Here is an 18,798-nt window from a genome sequence, read left to right on the forward strand (position 1 = left end):
CGCGAGCGTGGGCGGCGCGGTCGTCGCGTCCGCTGGCGCGGGAGACCCTGATTCGTCGACGGCGTCCGTGCCGGACGCCCGACCCACCACCGGCGACGCGGCCACCCCGCTCGCCGGTTCGCACCCTTCGAAAGGACTCTGATGCGTCGTCTCGTCGCCGCTCTCGCCGCGGCCGTCGCCCTCGGCGTCGGCCTCACCGCCTGCGGTGAGAGCGACCCGGTCGCCGGCTCCACCACCGGGGAGACCCGGGAGATCACCCACGTCATGGGCACCACCAAGGTCCCGGCCGAGCCCAAGCGCGTCGTCGTGCTCGACACCGACAAGATCGACACTGCGCTCTCGCTGGGCGTCACGCCCGTCGGCGCCGCCACGGCCGGCGAAGCCAAGAGCTGGCCGACCTACTTCGGCGCCGACAAGCTCGCGGGCATCAAGGAGGTCGGGGTGCTCACCGAGCCCGACCTCGAGGCCATCAACGCCCTGAAGCCGGACCTCATCCTCGGCAGCAAGTTCCGCCAGGAGAAGTTCTACGACGAACTGGCCGCCATCGCGCCGACCGTGTTCACCGACAAGGTGGGCATCACCTGGAAGGAGAACTTCCTCCTCGACGGCAAGGCGCTCGGCCGCGAGCAGCAGGCCAAGGACCTGCTCGGCGCGTACGAGAAGCGGGCCAAGGACTTCGGTGCGACCCTCGGCGACGCCGCCACCCGCAAGGTGTCGATCGTGCGGTTCCTGCCCGGCAACATCCGGGTGTACGGCCCGGACTCGTTCTCCGGCATCGTCATCGGCGACACGGGTCTGGGCCGCCCCGAGCGGCAGTTGCTCGCCAACAAGGAGGACAAGCGCTTCGACCTGGTCAGCCCCGAGCGGGTCAACGAGGTCGACGGTGACGTCATCTTCGTGACCGCGTACGGCGACAAGGCCGCCGCCGAGCAGACCAAGGTCGCGGGCGGGACCCTCTGGAAGGGCCTCAACGCCGTCAAGGCCGGCAAGGCGTACCCCGTCTCCGACGAGGTCTGGATGACGGGCATCGGCGTCGGTGCCGCCAACAAGATCCTCGACGACCTGACCAAGTACCTCCCCGCCGCCTGACAAGCCCTCGGCGCCCGCGCCACGTTGAGCCCGCGCTCCGCGCGCGCCCACCCCAAGATCCGCGCAACTTCGGTGAAAGTGCTGCCTCACGAGCTGGTGAGACAGCAAGATCCCTGAAACTGCGCGGATCTTGGCTCGTGTGGGTGTGGGTGTGGGTGTGGGTGGGGGCGGGGGTGTGGTTTTGGGACGGGTCAGCGGGAGCGGGACCGAAGGGCTTGACGGAGTTCGGCGAGGAAGCCATCGAAGTCCTCGCGGAACCGTTTCGCGGTGACGTGAAGGACGATCCAGTCCTCACCGAGCAGGCGGTTGAGGCGGCGCCGGTCCCGGTGGAACTGCTCGGGATCGTCGTGCCACAAGCCGTCGTACTCGACGGCGACCTTGAGATGTGGCCACGCAAGATCGAGGCGGGCCACGAACCTTCCGTCTCGCTCGACGACGAACTGGGTCACGGGCGCCGGCACCCCGGCGAGCACGATCCGCACCCGGAGCCGCGACTCCGGGGCTGATTCGGCGCCCGCGTCGGCCAGCTCGGCTACCCGCATCATCCGTCTCCAGCCTCGGTTGCCGGCTCTCAACCGGGAGCCTGCGCGAAGCTCAGAGATCACCACCAGCCGTTGGCTGGCGAGGCGGTCCACGATGGCGACAGCCTCCTCCGTTGGCAGCCACTGGGCCAGGTCCCAACATGTGCGCGTCGGCGTGGTCAGCGGAATGCCCTGACGTATCGCGACGTCGGTCGGGGCGAATCCGCTGGCGTGCACGACGAGCCCCGAAACGGGACCGAACCGCTGAGCGGCGGGCACGAGCACGTCGAGGGGCTCGTGGTCGGCAACCGATGCCGCGCCGTAGAGAGCCGCCGCACTGCGACCAGCGATCGCCACACCCGGTGGCAGGACCCAGCGCACCGCGGCGGCGCAACGAGTGCGATGGGTGACCTCCAGTCGGGCATCCGCGTAGACGTCGCGGAACAGTGGGCGCCATGCCTTGCTGCGCAGCTCCGTTCGGGTGAGCAGGCCTTGGGCAACGACACGGGAGCCGCGAAAAACGCGCCCCTGGAGGCTCGCCGGCCGGTCGTGGGGAAACAGGCATGAGACACCTTGACCGGCGGAGGTCTGCGCCTGCAGCCCCTGTGGATAACCCCCGGGGTAGGTCCTGAACACCAAGATCCGCGCAACTTCGCTGTTCTTGCTGCCTCCTCACGACGTGAGACAGCAGCATCGCCGAAGTTGCGCGGATCTTGGGCGGATGGAGCGCGGCGGGCGAGCGGGGCGGGAAGCGGGGTGTGGTGGGGGTGGGGGTTAGGCGGCGGTGGACCAGATGGCGCGGAAGGCGGCGGCTTCGCCGGACAGCCAGCGTTCGATCTGGTCGGGCTTGGCGTCGCTGGGCATGCGGTGTGCCTGGCCGCGACGGATGTCGACCAGGATCGGCTCGGCGTGGGGGAGGACCGCGTCCATGTGTCGGGCCATCAGGTGCAGGGTGGCGAGCACCGACTCCTCACTCGGTGGGGCCTCGTCGAAGTGCAGGCGGACCGCTTCGGCGCGGCCGTCGGCGTGGCGTACGCCGAAGTGAGGGTTGATCTTGACGGGTAGGTCACCCAGCATCGCCAGGGCATCGCGGGTCTGGGCGAGGTCGACGGCTGCCGGATCGCCGAGGGAGTGCAGCCAGGCCGTGGCGCCGGGGACGAGCGCCTGGTAGAGCGGGCGCCATCGTGGCTTGACCACGTCGACCACCCCGGTCAGGTGCGTGCCGCCGGTGTGGAAGGCGATGTCGGCCTTGAGCGCCTTGACGAACTGGCCGTGCGGGTTGAAGCCGGACCTGCTGGCGCGCTGCTTGCGCAGGCCGCCCACGAAGGTCGCCTTGGTGGGGCCGGTGCGGTCGACGTAGCGGGTGAAACCGAGCAGTGTGGCGTAGGGGGTGAGGGGCGTGGAGGCGGGCACTGTCACGAGCGTCCTCCCAGGTCAGGAACTCGATTAGTACATACATTCTAATCGACGGGTCTGACATCGCCCAGCGAATCTGGGGCCCGGAGACGTGCGGTTTCCGGAGGACCTGGGAGTGCGGTCAGCAATCACTCGGCCGGTCGAGGTTGTCGTCCGTGCCTCGGCGGCGGCGTCCCGGGCGTACGGCCGGTGTCGGGCGACGGTCGGGGCGGGTCCATGGTCGTCAGGGCGGCGGTCAGGCGGTCGATGCCGAACGCGAAGGCCTCGTCGAGGTCGCCGCCGAGGTTGAAGGCACCCGCCAGCTCCATGCTGATGAAGCCGTTTGCCCAGGCGGTGAACATGCGCGCGGCCGACAGGGCGTGCTCGGGTCCGGCGAGTTCCGCGGCGAGGCGCATGGCGGGGGCGCTCGCTCGGGTGAGGATCTCGAGGCTGGGCCTGGTGTCCGCGGGGCCGGTGGCGAAGATCAGGTGGTAGCCCGCGGGTTGGGCGTGGGCGAACGCGCGGAAGGCGTGGGCCAACTCGGCGAGATCTCGGCCCGGATCGCCGCTGCCGGCTACGGCGCTGAGTTGCTCGCCGAGGTCGTGCACGGCTGCTTCGGTGACGAGCCGGATGAGGTCGTCGCGATTGCGGACCCGTTTGTACAACGAGGGGGCGCGGACGCCGACCCGCTGGGCGACCGCCTGCATGGTCAGGCCCGGAAGCCCTTCGGACTCCAGGATCTGGCGGGCGGCCGCGACGATGTCGGCGAGGGACGTCCGATCGGGAGTCGGCATGCGGTGTTCCTTCCGGGGTGGGCGACGCTCGTCACCCATCATAGCTATGGCCCTTAGGCATCATGGCTATGTATCGTAGCTATCAGACAACGACATCACCTCGGAGGAAGCCATGAAGCTCGGGCCGCACCTGCACCGCATCGGCAACGACATCGTCGCCGCGTACCTCGTCGAGACCGACGAGGGCGTGACCGTCGTGGACGCCGGCCTCGCCGGTCACTGGCCGGAGCTGCTGGCGGAGTTGTCCGCCATGGGTCGTTCGCTCGCCGACGTCCGAGGTCTGATCCTCACCCACGGCGACACCGACCACATCGGCTTCGCCGAGCGGCTCCGGCGCGACCACGGCGTACCGGTCTACGTGCACGAGGCGGACGCCGCCCGAGCCCGCGGCGAGGTCAAGTCCAAGTCGCCCTTCGGGACCTTCAAGGTGGGTGCCGTGGCCAGCTTCCTGATGTACGCGGGCCGCAAGGGTGGGCTGCGCACGACGTACCTCAGCGAGGTGATCACCGTGCGGGACGGTCAGGTGCTCGACCTGCCCGGCGCCCCGCGCGTCATCGGGATGCCCGGCCACTCGCCAGGCAGCATCGCCGTGCACGTGCCGGTCGCCGACGCCGTGTTCGTCGGCGACGCGCTCACCACCCGACACGTGCTGACCGGCCGGCCGGGCCCGCAGCCGGCGCCGTTCACCGACGACCCGGCCCTGGCACTCGCCTCGCTGGCCCGCATCGAGGACCTGCGGGCGACGTGGATTCTCCCCGGCCACGGCACCCCCTGGAACGAGGGTGCCGTCGAGGCGGTGCGCCGGACCAAGGCTGCCGCCCAGGCCGGGTGACGGCGGGCGTCAGAGCTGGCCGACGTCCGTGATCCGGACGACCGCGGCACCGACCTCGTCGGAGGCCACCAGGTCGATCTCGGCGCTGATGCCCCAGTCGTGGTCGCCGTTGGGGTCGTCGAAGCTCTGCCGGACGGTCCACCGCTCCCGTCCCTGCTCGATCATGAGCAGTGCCGGCCCTCGGGCGTCCGGACCGACGCCGATCGAGTCGTACTCCTCGAAGTACGGAGCGAGCGCGTCGGCCCACGCGTCGTAGTCCCAGCCGTCCTCGGCGTCCAACTCAGCGAGCAGGTCCCAGCGGCGCAGCGCGGCCAGCTCGACGCGGCGGAACAGCGCGTTGCGCACCAGCACCCGGAACGCGCGCGCGTTGCGGGTCACCGCCGGCGGTCGGTCGGCCAGCGCGGCGTGCGCCAGCGCCACCTCGGCCACGTCGGACGGGTTGCGCAGCCGCTCCCACTCGTCGATGAGGCTGGAGTCGACCTGGCGGACCAGCTCACCCAACCACTCGATGAGATCGATCAGCTCCTCGGTCTTGGCGTCCTCAGGCACGGTCTGCCGCAACGTCTTGTACGCGTCGGCCAGGTAGCGCAGGACCAGGCCTTCCGAGCGGGTCAGCCCGTAGAACTGCACGTACTCGGTGAAGGTCATGGCCCGCTCGTACATGTCGCGGACGACGGCCTTGGGGGAGAGCTGGTGGTCGGCGACCCAGGGGTGCCCCTGCCGATACATCTCGTACGCGGCCTCCAGCAGCTCCGCGAGGGGCTTCGGGTGGGTCACCTCGTCGAGCAGTTCGAGGCGGGCCTCGTACTCGATGCCCTCGGCCTTCATCGCGGCGACCGCCTCGCCGCGCGCCTTGAACTGCTGCGCGGACAGGATCTGCCGGGGGTCGTCGAGGATCGACTCGATCACGCTCAGCACGTCGAGCGCGTACGACGGGGACTCGGCGTCGAGCAGCTCGATCGTGGCCAGGGCCAGGGGCGAGAGCGGCTGGTTGAGGGCGAAGTCGAGCTGGAGGTCCACGGTGAGACGGATCCGCCGGCCGGTCTCGTCCGGCTCGGGCAGCTCCTCGACCACGCCACCGGCGCGCAGCGCCCGGTAGATGGCGATGGCCCGGCGGATGTGCCGGCGCTGGGCGGCAGGCTCCTCGTGGTTGTCGGTGAGCAGGTGCCGCATCGCGGTGAACGCGTCCCCGGGCCGGCCGATGACGTTGAGCAGCATCGAGTGGCTGACCTGGAAGCTGGAGGTCAGCGGCTCCGGCTCGGCGTCCACCAGCCGGTCGAAGGTGGGCTGGCCCCAGCCGATCGAGCCCTCCGGCGGCTTCTTGCGGACCACCTTGCGCCGCTTCTTCGGGTCGTCGCCGGCCTTGGCGAGGGCCTTCTCGTTGTCGATGACGTGCTCGGGGGCCTGCACCACGACCCGGCCGATGGTGTCGTAGCCGGCCCGGCCGGCCCGCCCGGCGATCTGGTGGAACTCCCGGTTCTTGAGCAGCCGGGTACGGACCCCGTCGTACTTCGACAGGCCGGTGAACAGCACGGTGCGGATCGGCACGTTGATGCCGACGCCGAGGGTGTCGGTGCCGCAGATGACCTTGAGCAGGCCGGCCTGGGCGAGGGTCTCCACCAGTCGGCGGTACTTCGGCAGCATGCCGGCGTGGTGGACGCCGATGCCGTGCCGGACCAACCGGGAGAGCGTCTTGCCGAAGCCGGCGGTGAACCGGAAACCACCGATCGCCTCGGCGATCATGTCCTTCTCGGCGCGGGTGCAGACGTTGACGCTGGTCAGCGCCTGGGCGCGTTCCAGTGCGGCGGCCTGGGTGAAGTGCACCACGTACACCGGGGCCTGCTTGGTCTCCAGCAGCTCCTCAAGCGTCTCGTGCAGCGGCGTCATCGCGTACGAGAAGATGAGCGGGACCGGCCGCTCCGCCGAGCGGACGACGGCGGTCGGCCGCCCGGTGCGCCGGGTCAGGTCGTCGACGAAGCGGGTGGTGTCCCCCAGGGTGGCGGACATCAGGATGAACTGGGCCTGCGGCAATTCGATGATCGGCACCTGCCACGCCCAACCCCGGTCGGGCTCGGCGTAGAAGTGGAACTCGTCCATGACCACCTGGCCGACGTCGGCCTTCGTGCCCTCGCGCAGCGCCAGGTTCGCCAGGATCTCCGCCGTGCAGCAGATGATCGGGGCATCGGCGTTGACGCTGGCGTCGCCGGTCAGCATGCCGACGTTCTCGGCGCCGAAGACCTCGCAGAGCGCGAAGAACTTCTCCGACACCAGTGCCTTGATCGGCGCGGTGTAGAAGGTCGTCCGGCTGTCGGCGAGCGCCGCGAAGTGCGCGGCGATGGCCACCAGGCTCTTACCCGAGCCGGTCGGGGTGTTCATGATCAGGTTGGCGCCGGAGACGATCTCGATGACCGCCTCCTCCTGATGGGGGTAGAGGTCGAGGCCGCGCTCCTTCGCCCAACCGGCGAACGCGTCGAAGAGGGTGTCGGGGTCGGCGCTTCTCGGAAGCGCGGCGGTGAGCGTCATAGCCTGTCCATGGTGCCTGGATCATGCCCCGCTACGCCAACCCGGTGTCCGCCGGACCCCCGTCCGGGGCGGTGGGCCCGGGCCGCCGGGCCGGGCCGGAGCGTCACCGTCGGCGGTAGATCAGGTCGGCGACCGGCCGGCCGGCCGTGATCGCCCGCCGCTCGAACTTCGTCACCGGCCGGTGCGCCGGACGCGGCGCGAACCCGCCGTACGTGTCCACCAGCGCCGGGTCCGCCTCCAGGGTCTCCCGCATCGACTCGGCGTACTCGGCCCAGTCGGTCGCACAGTGCAGCGTGCCGCCCGGCCGCAGCCGGGACCGCAGCAGCGCCACGTGCGCCGGCTGGATGATCCGCCGCTTGTGGTGGCGGGTCTTCGGCCACGGGTCGGGAAAGAAGATGTGTACGGCGTCCAGCACGCCCTCGGGCAAGCCGTTGACCAGGGACAGCGCGTCGCCCTGCGCCACCCGTACGTTGCGCAGGCCACCGCGCTCCACCAGGTCGAGCAGGTTGGCGATTCCCGGCGTGTGCACCTCGACCGCCAGATAATCTCGATCCGGGTCGGCGGCAGCCATCGCGGCGGTGCTGTCGCCCATGCCCGAGCCGATCTCCAGCACCACCGGTGCCCGGCGACCGAACAGGTCGGCCAGGTCGACGGGCACGACCGGTCCGTCCGGCACATCCAGGCCGTACGCGGGCCAGAGCCGGCCCAGCGCATCGGTCTGCCGGTCGCTCATCCGACCCCGACGGGGGTGGAACGTGCGGATCGTCCGGCTCGCGGGCGGGACGGCGGGGTCATGGTCGGTGGCGGTCACAGCGACCCGAGCGTACGCGACGCCGTCGACGGATCGGGTGTGATGTGCGACCGGAAATGAGAGGATCCAACTGGTACGGCAGGTCGGGTGCTCCGCTGCCCGACACGGCCGCGCGGCGTCGAGAGGGGGCATCGTGACAGCGACCCGTGGCGGCGTGACCCTGTCGGTGCTGGCCGTGCTCGTCGGGCCCCTGCTGGCCGCCGCTCCCGCGCTCGCCGCTCCTGCGCCCCTCGCCTCGGTGCCTGCCGCTCCTGCGCCCCTCGCTCGGGTGCTCGCGGCTCCCGCGCCGCAGCCCGAAGGCCCGCCAGGTGGCACCTCCCAGCCATCGCCGGTGGACATCTTCGTCGAGGTGAGCCCCAGCACGGTGCAGCCCGGCTACCTGGTCGGCATCCGCGCCAGTTGTCGGGACAACTCGGTGGGCGCCACGGTCGTCTCCGACGCCTTCGGCGCGGTCGGCGTGCAGCCGCAGCGCGGGGTGCTGACCGCCGCGCCGATGGTGCGTGATCGCACTCGCCCCGGCAACTACCGGGTCAAGTTGGAGTGCCGCGACGGCGAAACCGCCTCGACCATGCTCCAAGTGGTCAAGAAGGTGCCGTCCCAGCCCAGTCGCGGCCCGGCCACCGGCTTCGGCGGGGGCGCCGGCGGGATGACCGGCAAGCTGCTGCTGCCCGGCGGCGCGGCCCTGACCATCACCGGGTTGATCCTCGCCGTGACGGCGCTGCGCCGGCCGCGCCCGGTCCACGGCACTACACGGCGCTGAGCCTGCCATGGCGATCTTCCGCCCCCCGTCGCCGCCGGCCGGTCCCCGCCAGCCCGGCGCTTCCGGCTCGCCGTCTGGTCCGCGCCCGTCGCCCGGTCCGCGCCCGTCTCCTGGTGCCGGCCCGTCTTCCGGTGGGCGGCCGTCTTCGGGTGCCGGTCCGTCCTCGGGCGCGCGTCCGTCTCCCGGTGCTCGCCGCTCGCGGGACGATCGCTGGCCGGAGGATGACCGCCTACCGCTGGACGACCCGTGGCCGGAGGACGACCGCCTACCGCGGGACGACCGCCCGCTGGTTGTCGACCGCCCGGCGGTGGCTGCTCGCCCGCCGACCGCCGTCACGCCTCGGCGTAGCCGTCCTCCCGGTCGTAGCCCCTGGTCGGTGCCGCTGGCAGTGGTGCTGGTGCTGGCCGGGGTCTTCGCCACCGGGGCAGGGCTGGGCCGCTCGGTCGGCCCGTTCGACTTCGCCCCGGCCGGTGGCGACCAGCCGGCCCGCAGCGAGTCGGTCGGGTTGGCGGCCAGCCGTCCGGTGCGCCTCACGGTCCCGGCGATCAAGGTAGCCGCGCCGGTGGCACCCGTCGGGCAGGCACGGGACGGCTCGATCGCCGTACCGCCGCTGGAACGCCACAACGAGACCGGCTGGTACGACCGCGGGCCCACACCCGGCGAGTCCGGCCCGGCGGTGATCGTCGGGCACGTGGACACCAAGACCGGCCCGTCGGTCTTCTACGACCTGGGCAAGCTGCACCCCGGCGACCTGATCGAGGTGGCCCGGGCGGACGAATCGGTGGTGGTGTTCCGGGTCGACACCGTCGAGCACTTCCCGAAGGACCAACTGCCCGCCGAACGGATCTACGGTCACGACGGGCCCCCCGGCCTGCGGCTGATCACCTGCGGCGGCCAGTTCATCGGCGGCCGCACCGGCTACGCCGACAACGTGATCGCCTTCGCCACCCTGCAGTCCTCCCGCAAGTCCTGATCCGACGCCAGCCCGCCGCCGCCGACTGCGGTTCGCCCGCCGCTGCCCCAAGATCGACTCGGTTTTCATGATGTCGGGGTATCGCGCCGCGCCGGACACCCCGACTTCACCAAACCCGAGTCGATCAACCGTCGGCGCGCGCTGGCCGGGCCGGGGTCAACGCAGGAAGTCCAGGAGTTGGCGCGTGGTCTCCTCGGGGGCCTCCTCCGGGATGAAGTGCCCGACCGGGACGGGCTCGCCGCGTACGTCGTCGGCCCACTCCCGCCAGATCGCGAGCGGATCGTCGTAGAGCTTCGCGACCTGACCGCGTTGGCTCCAGAGAAACAGCACCGGGCAGGCGATCTTCCGGTTTCCCCGGTCCGCCTCGTCCTGCTGGTAGTCCAGCGTCGCGGCTGCGCGGAACTCCTCGCAGATCGCGTGGGCCCGGGCGGGATCGCTGAACTGCCTGACGTACGCCGCCCGCACCTCGGCCGGGAAGGAGTCCTTCACCTCGGGCCAGGTGTCGAGCATGAAGTCGACGAGCACGGCGGGCGCCGCGTCGATGAACTGCTCGGGCACCGGAGCCGGTGCCGCCAGGAAGGACCAGACCCAGTAGGAGAGGCTGAACGCCTTGTCGGCGCGGTTGTAGACATCTCCGATGGGAACGACGTCCATGACGGCCAGCCGCGTGACGGCGTCCGGCTCGTCCAACGCGAGACGGTACGCGCAGCGGGCCCCGCGATCGTGGCCGACGAGTCGGAACTGCTCGTGGCCGAGGCTCCGCATCACCTCGATCTGGTCGCGGGCGATGGCTCGCATGCCGTACGGCTCGTGATCCGCGGTGCTCGGCGGTGTGCCGCTGTCGCCCCAGCCGCGCAGGTCGGTGGCGACGACGGTGAAGTTCTCGGCGAGCCGTGCCGCGATCCGATGCCACATGAGATGCGTCTCGGGGATGCCGTGCAGGAGCAGGACCGGAGGCCCACTCCCGCCGCGACGTCCGTGGATCGTCGCGCCGGTCGTGTCGACGTCGAACTCGTCGAATCCCTCGAACATGGCCGGAATTCCCCCGCAACCTCGTGGGACCCGTGCCGACGGCTCGTCGGGACAGGGTGACCGATGGCCGGCTACCGCTCGGGCCGCTTCGACGTTATCAGCGGTAAAGTCCGACTCGAACGGATTCCAGCCACTGGCCCCGGTGGGTATCCCCGACGCTGCGGGGGCGCCGGCTACGGCTGCGGGACGTGCAGGGCCACCTCGAACTCCAGGAGGCTGGCGCCGGTGGCGACCGGGGGACGTGGCTTCTCACCGGGCGCGGCGGCGTGAGCGGCGCGGGACGGGCCGGCGGCCCAGGCCTGGTAGGCCTCCTCGGTCTCCCACCGGGTGTAGACGAAGTAGCGGGTCTCGCCAGCGACCGGACGGAGGAGCTCGAAGCCGAGGAAGCCGGGGGAGTTCTCCACCGTGCCGGCTCGGGCGGCGAACCGCTTCTCCAACTCCGTGCCGCCGCCGGGTGGGACCTCGATTGCGTTGATCTTCACGACTGCCATCTGCCCACCCTAGCCACTCAGAACGCCTCGACCACCGGGACCAGGTCCGCGTCGACCACGATCGGCGCGTGGTCCGACGGGCCCTTGCCCTTGCGGGCCTCCCGGTCCACGTACGCGGAGCGGACCGCTCGTGCGAACGGGGCGGACGCGTACACCAGGTCGATTCTCATGCCCTTGTTCTGGTGGAACATCCCGGCCCGGTAGTCCCAGTAGGTGAAGGGGTGTGGTCCCTTCATCGGGGTGGGCACGACGTCGCTGAGGCCCAGGTCGCGCAGCGCGGCGAGGGCCGCCCGCTCGGCCGGGGTGACGTGCGTGGAGTGGGTGAAGACCGCCGGGTCCCAGACGTCGGCGTCGGTCGGGGCGACGTTGAAGTCGCCGCAGACCGCCAGCGGGAGTCCACCGGCCAGCTCCGCGGCCAGCGCGTCGCGCAGTGCCGCGAACCAGGCCAACTTGTACGCGTAGTGCGGGTCGTCCGGCGTCCGGCCGTTGGGCACGTACACCGACCAGACCCGCACCCCGTCGCAGGTGGCGGAGATGGCCCGGGCCTCCGGGTCGGGAAAGCCGGGCTCACCGGCGAACCCGACCCGGACGTCGTCAAGCCCGACCCGGGACAGGATGGCGACCCCGTTCCACCGGCCGTCGCTGTGGCTGGCCACGGTGTAGCCGAGCTCGCCCACCTCGGGCGCCGGGAAGGCGCCGTCCGGACACTTGGTCTCCTGCAGGCAGACGACGTCGGGGCCGGTGTCGGCCAGCCACTCCAGCAGTCGGGGCAGGCGGGCCTTCACCGAGTTGACGTTCCAGGTCGCCAGGCGCATGCCCCCAGCCTGCCGCATCCGCCCCCGCGACGCCCGGTCAGCTACCCGGGGTGTCGCCGGGACGGGTCTGTTCGGCCAGGAACCGCTCCAGTTCCGCGCCGAGTTCGTCGGCCGTGGGCAGCGGTCCGGCGTCCGGGGCGAGCAGGTTCTTCTCGCCCCGACCCCGGGCGAACGCGTCGTACTGCTCCTCCAGGGCCTGGACCAGGGCAGCGGCGTCGTCGGTCTGGGCGACCTGCCGGTCGATCTCCACCCGGACCACCTCGGCGGCCGAGCGCAGCCCGTCACCGGGCAGCAGCAGGCCGGTGCTGCGGGACACCGAGGTGAGCAGCACCTCGGCGGCTGCCGGGTATTCGGTCTGCGCCACGTAGTGCGGCACGTGGGCGGCGAAGCCCAGCGCGTCCCGCCCCTGCTGGCCGAGCCGGAACTCCAGCAGGTGGCCGACACTGCCGGGCACCTGGACGCGCTGCAGCCAGGGCTCGTAGCCGGCGATCAGCTCAGGGCGGGTGGCGTGCGCTGTCACGCCGGTCGGCCGGGTGTGCGGCACCGCCATCGGGATCGAGTTGAGCCCGACGGTGAGCCGGACGTCCAACCGGGCGGCGAGGCCCGCGACGGCGGCCACGAACCGCTCCCACTGCAGGTCCGGCTCGGGGCCGGTGAGCAGCAGGAACGGCGTTTCGTCGTCGTCGTGCAGCAGGTGCAGCTCCAGCTTGGGAGCGTCGACGCTCTCCCAGTGGTCCTCGACGAAGGTCATCACCGGTCGTCGGGACCGGTAGTCGAAGAGCTGGTCGACGTCGAAGGTGGCGATCGGCCGACCCTCCAGCGAGGTGAGCAGCTGCTCGCGCGCCAGCCGGCTGGCGTTGCCGGCGTCCACGAACCCGGTGAGGGCCTGGATGAGGACCGGTTGCCCGAGGTCGGGCAGATCGTCGGTGAGCTGGTAGAGCTCGTGTGGGTCGAGCACCGGTGCGGACCTCCCTGAAATGTGCCTGCGGGGTGCCGACGCGACGGAGGGCACCCGTTCGGGCAACGTACCCGCCATCCTGGTGCATTCCTGCTTCGGGCGATCCGCCGCCCGGGGGGTGGGCGCGATCGGACCAATCACCTGTTTACGCCACGAGGCGAGTCCGGTCGACCGATCGGACGAGCCCGGTTCGGCCCAAAGGCCGAGTTTGTCGATCATGTCGGGTGGCGCGGTCGATGTCCCGGCCTGTCACGGGTCGGGCCGGCCTGCGTCTGCCGCCTGGTTGGTCCGGTACGCGAGGTACGTTCCCCGGGCGGGCCGAGCCGCCCAGGTCGTCCACCAGGAGGGGCCGAATGTGTGGGGAGCGCCACGTGATCACCGTGCGTGGTCAGGGTTTCCCCCTGCCTAGCCTCGGTTGATGCGTGACGACGGCACCCTCGACGACCCGTATGCCCCGAGTACCCCCACTGCCGATACGGAGGATGGCACCTCAACCGAACGGACAACCGCCGCGAGTCGGCTTCGGGCGTACGCCCGGGACCTGACCGGTCGACGCCGGGCGCAGGTGGCGCTGGCGACGGGTGTGGTGTGCTGCCTCGGCCTGGCCGCCGTCGCGCAGGTCCGCGACGAGTCCGCCGACGCGGCGACGCGGGAGGGGGCGATCTCCAACTCCGAGTTGGCGCAGCGCGCCGAGCAGCAGAGTGCGTCCCGTGGCCTCGACCGAGTGCCTGCCCCGAGCACCTCCGCCGCTGTTCCGTCCGCCGCGGCGACCCCCGCCGACCCGGACACCAGCGCGCCGGCCCGGAAGGCCGCACCGGCTCGCCCGACCGACCCGGCGCCCGTCGCCGGGCTGGACGAGGACCAGATGGAGAACGCGGAGGCGATCGTCCGTGCCGGCCGCAAGATGGGGGTGCCCCGGCGCGGGCTGGTGATCGCGGTGGCCACCGCCATGCAGGAGAGCAACCTCTACAACGTGGCCAGCGGTGTGCTGCCCGAGTCGCAGGACTACCCGCATCAGGGCGTCGGCTGGGACCACGACTCGGTCGGGTTGTTCCAGCAGCGTTCGAGCAGCGGTTGGGGCCCGGTGGGTCGGCTGATGGACCCCGAGTTCGCCACCCGGCAGTTCCTCGCCGCGCTGGAGCAGGTGCCCGGCTGGCAGCGGATGCGGCTCACCGACGCCGCTCAGGCGGTGCAGGTCTCCGCGTACCCCGAGCACTACCAGCAGCACGAGTGGCGGGCCACCCGGGTCGTCGACGCCATCGTGCCGACGGGGCGGTAACCTACCGCCCACTGTGGACGGTCAGGGTTGAGGCTGTCGCATCCTGGGTACATGTGTTGCGGGTTAGGGGTACACATGACAGCGGGACCATCGACAGGAGGACGCCATGTCACTGATGCAGCGAATCACCACGTTCCTGAGATCGCCGAAGGGGCAGCAGTTGGTGGAGCGAGGCCGTCGGGAGATGGCCAAGCCGGGCAACCAGCAGAAGCTCAAGGGGCTGGCGGCCAAGTTCTCCAACCGCCGCCGCTGACCGCTCCATCGGCCGCCCTGTCCGCCTTTCCCACCCCTCGGGAGACCCGGTGACCGACACCCCACCCGTCGGCGGCCAACCTGCCGCCCCTGCCCCCCAGCCGTCCGTCGGCCTGCCGGCCGGGCCGGTGGACGCCCCCGAGGGTCCGCCGGCCCGTCTCTGGGACCGGATGCGCGACGATCCGCAGTACGCCCCGGAGCACCTGGCCCTTGAGGCGGTGCGCCGGCTCGGGCCGGAGGCCGCGCAGTGGGCCGTCCGGGCCCGAGCGGAACAGCCCGGGGTGTCGGCCGACGTCCTTGCCGACCAGGCGGCCCGCAAGTTCGTCAACCTGGCCCGGCTGTCGGGCGCGGTCTCCGGAGCGGCCGGGCTGCCCGGGGCCGTGATCGACGTGGGTGTGCTGGCCTGGACTCAGGCGCGGATGGTGCTGCACATCGCCGCCGCGTACGACGTCGACCCGCTGCACGGCGACCGGGCCACCGATCTGTTGGTGCTCCAGCGCGTGCACAAAGTCGCCGAGAGCGCCCGGCTGGCCCTCGGTGTGGCCGCCGGCCGGGAGCGCGCCGACGCGCTCTTCGGCTCCGGCGGCCGGCGCCCGCTCGGTCGGGTCATGCTGCAACTCGGCGTCCGGCTGGCCCAGATGGCCGGCGTCCGGGCCGCCAAGCGGATGGTCGCCAAGATCATCCCGGGTGCGGCGATCGTCCTGGGCACCTGGGCCAACTCGTCGGCCACGAAGGACCTGGCGCAGCGATCCCGGGCCCTGTACCGCTCCCGCAGCGTCGCCGTCCCGGATCCGCGCCACCGCTGACGGCCGTCAGCCGGGTCAGTTGGCCAGCCTGGTCAGTTGGCCAGGCCGGAGGAGCGCCAGGTGACCTCGGCGAGCCGGCCCTGGCCGGTGGCGTTGGGGTGGAACCAGTCCAGCGGGTTGAGCAGGTCCAGCGTGAACCGGACCTTGTGCACCGCGCCACCGTCGTGCCGGCAGCGGGAGCCGTACGCCCGGCAGGCCGCCACCAACTCGGTGTTGTACGCGTTGATCCGGTCCCGGACGGCGGCCCGGCGCGCCCGGTCGGCGGGCGCGGTCGAGGTCGCCTCGGCCAAGAGGGACGGGCAGATGCCCCGCCGCCACGCCCGTACGGCCCGGGCGTCGTCGTGCCCGACCTCCCACAGCCGGTACAGGTCGGGGATGCTCACCACCAGCACCCGGGCCTTCGGCCGGCCGGTCCGCAGCACCCGTAGGCCCCGGTCGACGTCGGCCCGGAACTGCGCCACCGGGGTCATCGCGTCCACCCCGCCCCGGCAGACGTCGTTGGCGCCGATCAGCACGGTGACGTAGTCGGCGCGGTCGCGTACCGCTGCCTGGGCCTGGCCCTCCAGCGCGTCCGCGCGGGCGCCGGGACGGGCGTGGTTGTACGTCCGGTCGCGGATCGCCGAATCCTGTTCCAGCAGTCGCCGGTAGTGGCTCTGCACCCGCAGGCCGTCCCCCGTCGACCAGGAGTTGCGCTCGCAGGAGGTGAGCACCAGGCAGGAGGCGAAGCCGGTGGTGATCGAGTCTCCGAGCGCGGCGATGCCGCCCGGCCCGCTCGACGGCGGCGCGCTCCTGGTGGGGCGGGGTGTCGCGGAGGTGCCGCCCTCGCAGGCCAGCGCCACCAGCGCCGCGAGACAGGCCAGGGCGGTGACCCCCCGTCGAGGCATGACATCCCCTCCCGCAGCACAGAGCGACAGCGCGGTAACTCTATGCGTAGGACCTGGTTTGCCGGGGAGGTGCTGTCGGGTATGCGGCAGAGCGCCGACACTGGTGCCGGCGGGGTGCTATAAGGCCCGCCAGGGCGCCGGCTGATCGTGCAGCCACCAGTGCAGCGCCCGAGTGATCCGGGGCAGCACGAGATAGGTCATCAGCGGGGTCAGACAGAGGGTCATCAGCAGCACGCGCGCCGCCAGCGGCACCGCGTCGAGGAAACGACTGGTCAGCAGGGTGGCGCTGAGGCTCAGCGGAAAGAACGCCAGCCAGATCGTCACTGCCTGCTTCCACCTCGGCGGCGACGTCGGCCCGACCGGTTCCACCGGGTCCACCGAGTGCTCAAGCGGAGGGTCGAACCAGCCCTCGATCCCGGTACGCCGCTCGACCCGGGTGTGCTCGACGATGCCCTGCGCCGAGCTGAGCCACCAGTGTCGCTGCGGGGACTCCTCCCACCGGCGCAGCGTCTCGGCGTCGGCGAAGCGGTAGAGCATGTGCCACTCCGGCGAACCGGGGCCGCTCTGCACCCAGCCGGCGCCGAGGAACCCGGGGAACGCCTCGGCCAGCGCGGTGCCGGCCCGCATCCAGGCCACCATCTCGCTGGACCGGGCCGGGTCGACACGGCGGGCGATGGCGACGGTCACCGGCACGGCGAGGGTCAATGACATGCGTCCATCCTGCGGTCGGCAGGGGCCATGACGCGAACGGATGTAATCGAGCACACCGGCGCACTCCGGTGCCGCCCCGCCGTGCCGGCCATCGGCCGGAACCTGTCGGTGGTCGTTCGCGACTGACCGAGGTGTCCGAGGCCGGTTAACGCTGGCGATCGGGGGTAGGTCCCTGAACATGACGAGATCGCAGCCCCGGCGCGCCCGTGGCACGGTCGGCCACGCGAACAGCGCGCTGAACCTCCGTCTCACCCTCGCCAGCTTCGGGCTGGTGATCATGGTGCTCTTCGCGGTGCTGGCGTTCTGGGCCGGCATCGCCTGGCTGGGCGTGGTCTGTGCGATCTTCGCTGTGGTCGCCGTGGTCGACCTGGTCGTGATCCAGCGCCGCCGCGCCGCCCGCCGCCGCGAGGAGCCGGGCGTACGACACTCGTTGTTCGAGTGACAGGAGGACGAGATGCCCCACATCGCCACCACCAACCCCGCCACCGGCCAGGTGCTCAAGACCTATGAGGCGATGTCCACCGAGCAACTCGACGGTGCCATCGAGCGCGCCGACCTCGCGTACCAGCAGTTGCGGCAGACGACCGTCGACCAGCGCGCGCAGTGGATGAACGCCGCCGCCGACCTGCTCGACGCCGAGCGCGACGAGATCGCCAGGATCATGACCACGGAGATGGGCAAGACGTACGCGTCGGCGCAGGCCGAGGTGACGAAGTGCGCCACGGCCGCCCGCTTCTACGCCGACAAGGCCCCGGCGTTCCTCGCCGACGAGCCGGCCGACGCCGACGCCGTGAAGGCGACCCGGGCGTTCATCCGCTACCAGCCGATCGGTGTGGTGCTCGCGGTGATGCCGTGGAACTTCCCGCTCTGGCAGGTGATGCGCTTCGCCGCGCCGGCGCTGATGGCCGGCAACACCGGCCTGCTCAAGCACGCCTCGAACGTGCCGCAGACCGCGCTGCTGCTGGAGGACGTGTTCCGGCGGGCCGGCTTCCCCGAGGGGGCCTTCACCACCGTGCTGGTCGGCTCCGACGCCGTCGAAAGGATCCTCAGCGACCCGCGGGTGCGCGCCGCCACGCTCACCGGCAGTGAGCCGGCCGGCCGGTCCATCGCGCAGATCGCCGGACGGGAGCTGAAGAAGACCGTCCTCGAACTCGGCGGCAGCGATCCCTTCGTGGTGATGCCCTCGGCCGACGTGGACCGGGCCGCCGAGGTGGCCACCACGGCCCGCTGCCAGAACAACGGCCAGTCCTGCATCGCCGCGAAGCGGTTCATCGTGCACACCGACGTGTTCGACGCCTTCGCCGAGAAGTTCGCCGCGAACATGGCCGCGCTGCGGGTCGGCGACCCGATGGAAAAGGACACCGACGTGGGGCCGCTGGCCAGCGAGCGGGGCCGCGACGAGGTGCACGCCCAGGTCCAGGACGCCGTTGACAACGGCGCGACAGTGCTCTGCGGCGGCGAGCTGCCACCCGGCGACGGCTGGTTCTACCCGCCCACCGTGGTCACCGACCTCACCCCGCAGATGCGGATGTGGTCCGAGGAGGTCTTCGGCCCGGTCGCCGGCCTGTACCGGGTCTCGTCGTACTCCGAGGCGATCGAGGTCGCCAACGGCACCAGCTTCGGGCTCGGCTCGAACGCCTGGACGCGGGACCCGGCCGAGCAGGAGCGCTTCGCCACCGACCTGGACGCGGGCAACGTCTTCATCAACGGCATGACCACGTCCTACCCGGAGTTGCCGTTCGGTGGTGTGAAGAACTCCGGCTACGGGCGCGAGCTGTCCGCGCTGGGCATGCGGGAGTTCTGCAACACCAAGACGGTCTGGGTGGGTGAGGGCGCCGCGTCGGCCGGCGCCGGGGCGCACGCCGAGTAGTT

Annotated in this window: 20 protein-coding genes; 9 read left to right on the forward strand and 11 right to left on the reverse strand. The window is 71.6% G+C overall.

The genetic code is table 11. From position 1 onward, the window contains the following. Positions 1-141 precede the first annotated feature (141 nt). Complete coding sequence (locus HNR22_RS29370) at positions 142-1,089, forward strand: ABC transporter substrate-binding protein (RefSeq protein WP_179783099.1); 948 nt, start codon at positions 142-144, stop codon at positions 1,087-1,089. Between the two features lie 191 nt (positions 1,090-1,280). On the opposite strand, the gene HNR22_RS29375 is transcribed toward HNR22_RS29370, so the two are convergent. The 3 genes from HNR22_RS29375 to HNR22_RS29385 form a co-directional block, all read right to left on the reverse strand. Then, the gene (locus HNR22_RS29375; protein WP_179783100.1) at positions 1,281-2,249 is read right to left on the reverse strand and encodes a hypothetical protein; all 969 of its coding nucleotides are present in this window, start codon (positions 2,247-2,249) and stop codon (positions 1,281-1,283) included. A 135-nt stretch (positions 2,250-2,384) separates the two neighbouring features. Next, positions 2,385-3,029 (reverse strand): hypothetical protein, encoded by a 645-nt coding sequence (locus HNR22_RS29380; RefSeq protein ID WP_088947271.1) that lies wholly within the window; start codon positions 3,027-3,029, stop codon positions 2,385-2,387. Between the two features lie 125 nt (positions 3,030-3,154). Then, entirely contained in the window at positions 3,155-3,799 is a 645-nt protein-coding gene (locus HNR22_RS29385; RefSeq protein ID WP_179783101.1) for a TetR/AcrR family transcriptional regulator, read from the reverse strand. A gap of 112 nt (positions 3,800-3,911) precedes the next feature. Between HNR22_RS29385 and HNR22_RS29390 the strand changes: the two genes are divergently transcribed. Further along, a complete protein-coding gene (locus HNR22_RS29390) occupies positions 3,912-4,631 on the forward strand; it encodes an MBL fold metallo-hydrolase (RefSeq protein WP_179783102.1) in 720 nt (239 codons plus the stop codon). 9 nt (positions 4,632-4,640) lie between these two features. On the opposite strand, the gene HNR22_RS29395 is transcribed toward HNR22_RS29390, so the two are convergent. Next, positions 4,641-7,154 carry a DEAD/DEAH box helicase gene (locus HNR22_RS29395; RefSeq protein ID WP_179783103.1) on the reverse strand — a complete coding sequence of 838 codons (2,514 nt, stop codon included), beginning with the start codon at positions 7,152-7,154 and terminating at the stop codon, positions 4,641-4,643. A 103-nt stretch (positions 7,155-7,257) separates the two neighbouring features. Then, positions 7,258-7,965 (reverse strand): tRNA (guanosine(46)-N7)-methyltransferase TrmB, encoded by a 708-nt coding sequence (gene trmB, locus HNR22_RS29400; protein WP_425488083.1) that lies wholly within the window; start codon positions 7,963-7,965, stop codon positions 7,258-7,260. Between the two features lie 130 nt (positions 7,966-8,095). Between trmB and HNR22_RS29405 the strand changes: the two genes are divergently transcribed. After that, positions 8,096-8,725: a hypothetical protein gene (locus tag HNR22_RS29405; RefSeq protein WP_179783773.1), complete on the forward strand. Its 630-nt coding sequence runs from the start codon at positions 8,096-8,098 to the stop codon at positions 8,723-8,725. A 307-nt stretch (positions 8,726-9,032) separates the two neighbouring features. Next, positions 9,033-9,698, forward strand: coding sequence for a class F sortase (locus HNR22_RS29410; RefSeq protein ID WP_231927311.1), 666 nt, complete (start codon positions 9,033-9,035; stop codon positions 9,696-9,698). Positions 9,699-9,854: 156 nt separating this feature from the next. Here HNR22_RS29410 and HNR22_RS29415 read toward each other — a convergent pair whose 3' ends face one another. From HNR22_RS29415 to HNR22_RS29430, 4 genes are all read right to left on the reverse strand, one after another. Beyond that, positions 9,855-10,730 carry an alpha/beta fold hydrolase gene (locus HNR22_RS29415; protein WP_179783106.1) on the reverse strand — a complete coding sequence of 292 codons (876 nt, stop codon included), beginning with the start codon at positions 10,728-10,730 and terminating at the stop codon, positions 9,855-9,857. Between the two features lie 173 nt (positions 10,731-10,903). Beyond that, entirely contained in the window at positions 10,904-11,221 is a 318-nt protein-coding gene (locus HNR22_RS29420; protein ID WP_179783107.1) for an antibiotic biosynthesis monooxygenase family protein, read from the reverse strand. A gap of 17 nt (positions 11,222-11,238) precedes the next feature. Further along, positions 11,239-12,036: an exodeoxyribonuclease III gene (locus tag HNR22_RS29425; RefSeq protein ID WP_088951605.1), complete on the reverse strand. Its 798-nt coding sequence runs from the start codon at positions 12,034-12,036 to the stop codon at positions 11,239-11,241. A 37-nt stretch (positions 12,037-12,073) separates the two neighbouring features. Beyond that, on the reverse strand, positions 12,074-12,994 hold the full coding sequence (locus HNR22_RS29430) for a PAC2 family protein (RefSeq protein ID WP_179783108.1): 921 nt from the start codon (positions 12,992-12,994) through the stop codon (positions 12,074-12,076). A gap of 418 nt (positions 12,995-13,412) precedes the next feature. On the opposite strand from HNR22_RS29430, the gene HNR22_RS29435 reads away from it, so the two are divergent. From HNR22_RS29435 to HNR22_RS29445, 3 genes are all read left to right on the forward strand, one after another. After that, complete coding sequence (locus HNR22_RS29435; protein WP_179783109.1) at positions 13,413-14,273, forward strand: peptidase M23; 861 nt, start codon at positions 13,413-13,415, stop codon at positions 14,271-14,273. 106 nt (positions 14,274-14,379) lie between these two features. After that, the gene (locus tag HNR22_RS29440) at positions 14,380-14,526 is read left to right on the forward strand and encodes a hypothetical protein (RefSeq protein ID WP_179783110.1); all 147 of its coding nucleotides are present in this window, start codon (positions 14,380-14,382) and stop codon (positions 14,524-14,526) included. 49 nt (positions 14,527-14,575) lie between these two features. Next, positions 14,576-15,331 (forward strand): EcsC family protein, encoded by a 756-nt coding sequence (locus HNR22_RS29445; RefSeq protein ID WP_179783111.1) that lies wholly within the window; start codon positions 14,576-14,578, stop codon positions 15,329-15,331. A gap of 32 nt (positions 15,332-15,363) precedes the next feature. On the opposite strand, the gene HNR22_RS29450 is transcribed toward HNR22_RS29445, so the two are convergent. Further along, positions 15,364-16,215, reverse strand: coding sequence for a GDSL-type esterase/lipase family protein (locus HNR22_RS29450; RefSeq protein ID WP_179783112.1), 852 nt, complete (start codon positions 16,213-16,215; stop codon positions 15,364-15,366). A 117-nt stretch (positions 16,216-16,332) separates the two neighbouring features. Continuing rightward, on the reverse strand, positions 16,333-16,926 hold the full coding sequence (locus HNR22_RS29455; RefSeq protein WP_179783113.1) for an antibiotic biosynthesis monooxygenase: 594 nt from the start codon (positions 16,924-16,926) through the stop codon (positions 16,333-16,335). Positions 16,927-17,104: 178 nt separating this feature from the next. Here HNR22_RS29455 and HNR22_RS29460 point away from each other — a divergent pair, with 178 nt between their 5' ends. Next, on the forward strand, positions 17,105-17,368 hold the full coding sequence (locus HNR22_RS29460; RefSeq protein ID WP_088947285.1) for a DUF6343 family protein: 264 nt from the start codon (positions 17,105-17,107) through the stop codon (positions 17,366-17,368). A gap of 12 nt (positions 17,369-17,380) precedes the next feature. After that, the gene (locus HNR22_RS29465) at positions 17,381-18,796 is read left to right on the forward strand and encodes an NADP-dependent succinic semialdehyde dehydrogenase (protein WP_179783114.1); all 1,416 of its coding nucleotides are present in this window, start codon (positions 17,381-17,383) and stop codon (positions 18,794-18,796) included. Positions 18,797-18,798: the final 2 nt, after the last annotated feature.

Origin of the sequence: Micromonospora jinlongensis (assembly GCF_013410645.1) — a bacterium.
In the GTDB taxonomy this organism is placed as follows: Bacteria; Actinomycetota; Actinomycetes; order Mycobacteriales; family Micromonosporaceae; genus Micromonospora; species Micromonospora zamorensis.

Bases quoted from the DNA above. Each gene is read 5' to 3' on its own strand.
- HNR22_RS29370 (WP_179783099.1), top strand. From the start codon at position 142: ATGCGTCGTCTCGTCGCCGCTCTCGCCGCGGCCGTCGCCCTCGGCGTC.
- HNR22_RS29385 (WP_179783101.1), bottom strand. From the start codon at position 3,799: ATGCCGACTCCCGATCGGACGTCCCTCGCCGACATCGTCGCGGCCGCC.
- HNR22_RS29390 (WP_179783102.1), top strand. From the start codon at position 3,912: ATGAAGCTCGGGCCGCACCTGCACCGCATCGGCAACGACATCGTCGCC.
- HNR22_RS29395 (WP_179783103.1), bottom strand. From the start codon at position 7,154: ATGACGCTCACCGCCGCGCTTCCGAGAAGCGCCGACCCCGACACCCTC.
- HNR22_RS29415 (WP_179783106.1), bottom strand. From the start codon at position 10,730: ATGTTCGAGGGATTCGACGAGTTCGACGTCGACACGACCGGCGCGACG.
- HNR22_RS29420 (WP_179783107.1), bottom strand. From the start codon at position 11,221: ATGGCAGTCGTGAAGATCAACGCAATCGAGGTCCCACCCGGCGGCGGC.
- HNR22_RS29425 (WP_088951605.1), bottom strand. From the start codon at position 12,036: ATGCGCCTGGCGACCTGGAACGTCAACTCGGTGAAGGCCCGCCTGCCC.
- HNR22_RS29435 (WP_179783109.1), top strand. From the start codon at position 13,413: ATGCGTGACGACGGCACCCTCGACGACCCGTATGCCCCGAGTACCCCC.
- HNR22_RS29440 (WP_179783110.1), top strand. From the start codon at position 14,380: ATGTCACTGATGCAGCGAATCACCACGTTCCTGAGATCGCCGAAGGGG.
- HNR22_RS29450 (WP_179783112.1), bottom strand. From the start codon at position 16,215: ATGCCTCGACGGGGGGTCACCGCCCTGGCCTGTCTCGCGGCGCTGGTG.
- HNR22_RS29455 (WP_179783113.1), bottom strand. From the start codon at position 16,926: ATGTCATTGACCCTCGCCGTGCCGGTGACCGTCGCCATCGCCCGCCGT.
- HNR22_RS29460 (WP_088947285.1), top strand. From the start codon at position 17,105: ATGACGAGATCGCAGCCCCGGCGCGCCCGTGGCACGGTCGGCCACGCG.
- HNR22_RS29465 (WP_179783114.1), top strand. From the start codon at position 17,381: ATGCCCCACATCGCCACCACCAACCCCGCCACCGGCCAGGTGCTCAAG.